Below are 4,898 nucleotides of genomic sequence, written 5' to 3'. Positions count from 1 at the left end.
CTTTTTCCATCCAAAGTACATAAGGCCTTGGTTCAGCTGTTTGCAATTTTAAAAAGTGTTTAATTATTTGCCCACTTAATATTGCGCTAACAAGAAGCAACCATAATAATATAATTTTATTTTTGGTTTTACTGGACTGTAATAGGCAAAAGACTAAAAATAAAATTGTCGATGTAATTATTGCCCAAGGAAAGCTTGCTGTTTCAGTTATTAAGAATAAATATTTAGATGTATTATTTAATGATGCTGGTTGCCAATGCCAATTTATGGCTATAATAATTAAAGGTGCAATCAAGAAAATAGCTAGTATGGCTATTGTTTTTTTTATTACTAAACCCATTTATAAACTCAATTAAGTATAATCTTGCTTAATATTTTAGCATAGAAGATAAATTTATTTTTATAAAATATTTTTTATGTTTTACTTAAAACGGAGACAATAATGCAATTAAAACGTGTTGCACAAGCAAAACTGCCAACGCCATGGGGATGTTTTACTATTGTTGGATTTGAAGAAATTGCAACAAAAAAGGATCATGCTGCATTAGTATTTGGTGATATATCCGATGATACACCAGTTCTTACAAGAATTCATTCTGAATGCTTAACTGGCGATGCGCTTTTTAGTTTACGCTGTGATTGTGGTTTTCAGTTAGAGGCAGCTTTAAAACAAATTGCAAAAGAAGGCAAAGGTGTTTTAATTTACCATCGCCAAGAAGGACGTAATATAGGTTTATTAAATAAAATTAGGGCTTATGCGTTACAAGATCAAGGTTTAGATACTGTTGAAGCCAATGAAAAGTTGGGTTTTGCAGCCGATGAACGTGATTTTACTCTATGTGCTGATATGTTGACGTTATTAGGTGTATCTCAGATACGTTTATTAACCAACAATCCAGAAAAAATAAGAGTGCTTGAACAGTCTGGAATTAAAATTACACAACGTGAGCCATTGGAAGTTGGCGAAAATCCTAATAATGAACACTATTTAGAAACAAAAGCAAGCAAGATGGGGCACTTACTTCATTTGCATCACTGTCATTGTAAACATTAAGTTTTTGGTTAAATAGCGGTCAATTCATTTATGATTGAATGTTTATAAAACAGCAAAAGTTGTTAGAATAAAAAATCTCAAATGTTTTATATTTGAGATTTTTTTACAAAATGTAATATAAGAGCGATTTTAACTTATTGATCTTGTCTGTTTTACCAATAATTTTTTAATGTTAATATCAATCTTTATCACTGCGCAGCACGCCACCATTAGCGATCTGATCTTTTGATATTTCGTGCATGATAATTTGTACGGCTTCTGGCTTGCAGTTGAGGGTTTCAACAATAGCATTAGTGACGCGTTTTGCCATTTCTCTTTTTTGCTCTATTGTACGACCTTCTAAAAAGTCGATAACGACATTTGGCATAGTTTGCTCCTAGTTATTTATTTTAGCTAGTTGTTCATCCGTCAATGCAATTTCATCATTATGACATATGCCAATACCCGATTTTATAATTTGTTCAGCAATGGTTTTGGCTTCATCTAATGAGTGCATTTTATAAGTACCACACTGATATTCGTTTAATTCAGGAATCTGGTTTTGTGATTTTACAGCTAATACTGCATGCATTGATTTTTGCCATGCATCAACAACTAATTCCTCGTTGGGTTTGCCAATTAAGCTCATGTAAAATCCTGTACGGCATCCCATTGGTGAGATGTCGATGATTTCAATTTTATCACTGCTAAGATGCTCACGCATAAATCCTGCAAATAAATGCTCTAATGTATGAATCCCTTTTTCAGGTAAATTGTCTTTGTTTGGAATAGTAAAGCGAAGATCAAACACAGTAATGTCATCGCCTTTTGGGGTTATCATTGTTTTTGCAATTCGCACAAAAGGTGCTTTCATTTTTGTATGATCAACTTTAAAACTATCTAATAAAGGCATAATATCCTCCTTGTTTTTTGATACTCGTTATTTTAATCAATCTATTAATTAGCACCAATAAAATTTATATTTATTGAGCAATTAAATTTAGCATTTCCTGCTCGTCAATCACTTTTATTCCCAATTCTTGGGCTTTATTTAGTTTAGATCCAGCGGCTTCTCCAGCAATAACTAGATCGGTGTTTTTTGATACGCTACCTGTTACTTTGGCACCGAGTTGCTTTAATTTGTTTTTGGCTTCATCTCGTGTTAAAACCGATAAAGTACCAGTTAATACTATAGTTTTACCTGAAAAAGGTGAATTAGAGTCAGATTTTTGTTCTTGTAGATTAAGATCTTGCCAGTGAATGCCAATTTCATTGCTGGTTAATTGTTCAATGACATCGCGATTATGCGGTTCTTGGAAAAAGTCTATAATGCTTTCTGCAATAACGGCGCCAATGTCATTTACTGTTTGTAGCTGTTCAAGTGAGGCATTTTCAATTGCTGGTAAACTGCCAAGCTGGTTAACCAGATTCTCGGCTGTAACTTCACCAACATTGGGAATGCCAAGCGCAAAGATGAAGCGGTTTAATGTTGTATTTTTAGATGCTTCTAGTGCATTTAGTAAATTATTAGCAGATTTTTCGCCAACTTTATCTAAGTTACATAGCATTGGCTGTGTTAGTTTATATAAATCTACAGGAGTTTTAACATAATCTTTATCAACTAGTTGCTCGATAAGTTTATCACCCATCCCATCTACGTTCATTGCTCGGCGTGAAACAAAGTGCTTTAAGGCTTCTTTGCGTTGTGCAGGGCAAATTAGACCTCCTGCACAACGTGAAACGGCTTGACCTTCATCTCGAACTATTTGTGAGCCACAAATTGGGCAGTGCGTTGGAAATATGATTTCTTTTGTGTTTTTGGGCCTTCTATCTAATATAACAGCAACAATTTTAGGAATAACATCACCAGCTCGACGTATTGTTACATAGTCGCCTTCACGGATACCTAATCGAGCAATTTCATCACTATTATGTAATGTTGCATTGCTGACAATAACACCCGCCACTGAAACAGGTTTAAGTCTGGCTACGGGAGTAATTGCTCCTGTGCGTCCAACTTGAAAGTCTACTTTGTTTAATTGTGTCACTTCTTCTTGGGCGGGGAATTTAAATGCGGTAGCCCATTTTGGTGCACGAGCAACAAAGCCCAGTTTATTTTGTTGTTCAATGCTATTGACTTTGATGACCACTCCGTCAATATCAAAATCTAATGACATTCGTTGTTCACCAATTTGTTTAAAATAGTCTAAAGCAGCTTGCGCACCTTGACGTTTTTCTACTTTATCACTTACTGGTAATCCCCACGCTTTAAATTGCATTAGGCGATCATAATGAGTGTTAGGTAATGCAACACCTTCGACAATGCCTACACCGTAACAAAAAAATGTCAGTGGCCGTTTAGCGGTGATTTTAGGATCCAATTGTCTTAATGACCCAGCGGCTGCGTTACGTGGATTGGCAAATATCTTTTCATTGCGTTTTTCTGCGTCTGAATTGAGTTTCTCAAATCCTTTGTGTGTCATAAATACTTCACCGCGCACTTCTAATCGAGTTGGGATGTTGTCACCTTTTAAAATTAACGGAATCACTTTTATGGTTTTTACATTTGCGGTGATGTCTTCGCCAGTTGTTCCATCACCTCGTGTTGCAGCTTGTATAAAGTGCCCATTTTCATAAAGTAGGCTGACGGCAAGTCCATCAAGTTTGAGCTCACAACAATATTCAATATGTTCATTGTCATTAAAATGAAGACGATCTTTAACTCGTTTGTTAAATGCAATAAAACCAGTATCATCAAAGACGTTATCAAGTGATAGCATAGGTATTTCATGCTTTATCGATGAAAATTGCTCTAATGGGGTGCCACCAACTCTTTGTGTTGGTGAATCGGGAGTAATAAGAGCTGGATATTGTTGTTCTAAAGTTTGTAGCTGTTTTATTAATTTATCATATTCAACATCGGGAATTTCTGGGGTGTCAAGCACATAATAACAGTACTCATGATGCCTAATTAGGCTTCGTAGCGAGGTCAATTGTTTTGTTATATCTTCAATCGATTCAGTTAAATTTACTGAGTGTTCAGTTTTATTCGATAGGGACATGATAATAGACTCTTAAATTAAAACGTCGGGTTTGGGAATATTATTACAACTTTAATTGAAATAATGTATGATTAAATGAGATCATTTAAATAAACATTTTTCATCAATATTTATTCGCACTCACCAACCGTGGTTGGTGATTTGTGTTAAATTTACTGATAAATATTGATGTTGTGGTTAAATTTTGTTACAAGACTTTTTAATTCGCTCTTTGTAACTGTCGATTTTTTGTGGTGTCAGCATATGGTGTTCATCATCTAATACCACACCGTTGACATCATCCGCTATGCGTTGTGCTGTTTGTAACATTAATTTGAAGTTTTGCTGATTGTTACCTTCAGTTGGAGCTATCATAAAAATAGATACACCTGGTGTGGTAAATTCATGCATTGTTTCAGGATCCAGATATCCTGGTGTGACCATATTAGCTAAACTAAATAATATTGAACCGTTACCTGCAGGATCTACATGGCGGTGAAAAATTCTCATATCACCAAATTGAAAACCTGATTGCATAATACTTGCAAGTAGTACATCACCTTGAAGTAATTTTCCATTAATACCAGTGACATTTAATACGATAATTTCGGTTGCGGGATCTTCTTTATTTATATCTAGTTTTTCAGGTTTGTTGTTATGGTTAATTTGATTATTGGTATCAACATCAACATGTTTTTCCTTGGTTGTTTGGATTAGATTAAGTTGTTGTTCATTTTCAAAAAGGTCATGATTTTCGTCGGTAGCGGGTTCTTTTGCTACGTCTGTATTAATTTGGGGCTGCTCATCCCGATCAGTAAATAAAT

The 4,898-nt window shown here is 34.8% G+C and carries 5 protein-coding genes and 1 pseudogene; 1 reads left to right on the top strand and 5 read right to left on the bottom strand.

Annotated features, from left to right (window positions below):
* Positions 1–340, bottom strand: a pseudogene (locus A9G30_RS08760) (phosphatidylglycerophosphatase B); the annotation flags it as partial.
* A gap of 102 nt (positions 341–442) precedes the next feature.
* On the opposite strand from A9G30_RS08760, the gene ribA reads away from it, so the two are divergent.
* Positions 443–1,054 carry a GTP cyclohydrolase II gene (ribA, locus tag A9G30_RS08755; protein ID WP_065568142.1) on the top strand — a complete coding sequence of 204 codons (612 nt, stop codon included), beginning with the start codon at positions 443–445 and terminating at the stop codon, positions 1,052–1,054.
* A 178-nt stretch (positions 1,055–1,232) separates the two neighbouring features.
* Here the strand turns inward: ribA and A9G30_RS08750 are convergent, their stop codons facing one another.
* The 4 genes from A9G30_RS08750 to zipA all read right to left on the bottom strand — a co-directional run.
* Positions 1,233–1,421, bottom strand: a complete 189-nt coding sequence (locus A9G30_RS08750) for a 2-hydroxymuconate tautomerase (protein WP_065568141.1) — start codon at positions 1,419–1,421, stop codon at positions 1,233–1,235.
* Between the two features lie 9 nt (positions 1,422–1,430).
* Positions 1,431–1,946: an S-ribosylhomocysteine lyase gene (luxS, locus tag A9G30_RS08745; RefSeq protein WP_065588693.1), complete on the bottom strand. Its 516-nt coding sequence runs from the start codon at positions 1,944–1,946 to the stop codon at positions 1,431–1,433.
* 70 nt (positions 1,947–2,016) lie between these two features.
* A complete protein-coding gene (gene ligA / locus A9G30_RS08740) occupies positions 2,017–4,047 on the bottom strand; it encodes an NAD-dependent DNA ligase LigA (RefSeq protein ID WP_065588694.1) in 2,031 nt (676 codons plus the stop codon).
* Positions 4,048–4,272: 225 nt separating this feature from the next.
* Positions 4,273–4,898: cell division protein ZipA (gene zipA / locus A9G30_RS08735; protein ID WP_065588692.1), on the bottom strand; the 626-nt coding region annotated here is incomplete at its 5' end.

Source organism: Gilliamella sp. Fer4-1 (assembly GCF_001690515.1).
Classification (GTDB): Bacteria; Pseudomonadota; Gammaproteobacteria; order Enterobacterales; family Orbaceae; genus Gilliamella; species Gilliamella apicola_C.
Note: the sequence above shows the minus strand (reverse complement) of the source record. Positions and strands in the feature narration are given on the sequence as shown.

Coding starts and splice junctions, on each gene's coding strand:
- ribA (WP_065568142.1), top strand. CDS start 443: ATGCAATTAAAACGTGTTGCACAAGCAAAACTGCCAACGCCATGGGGA.
- A9G30_RS08750 (WP_065568141.1), bottom strand. CDS start 1,421: ATGCCAAATGTCGTTATCGACTTTTTAGAAGGTCGTACAATAGAGCAA.
- luxS (WP_065588693.1), bottom strand. CDS start 1,946: ATGCCTTTATTAGATAGTTTTAAAGTTGATCATACAAAAATGAAAGCA.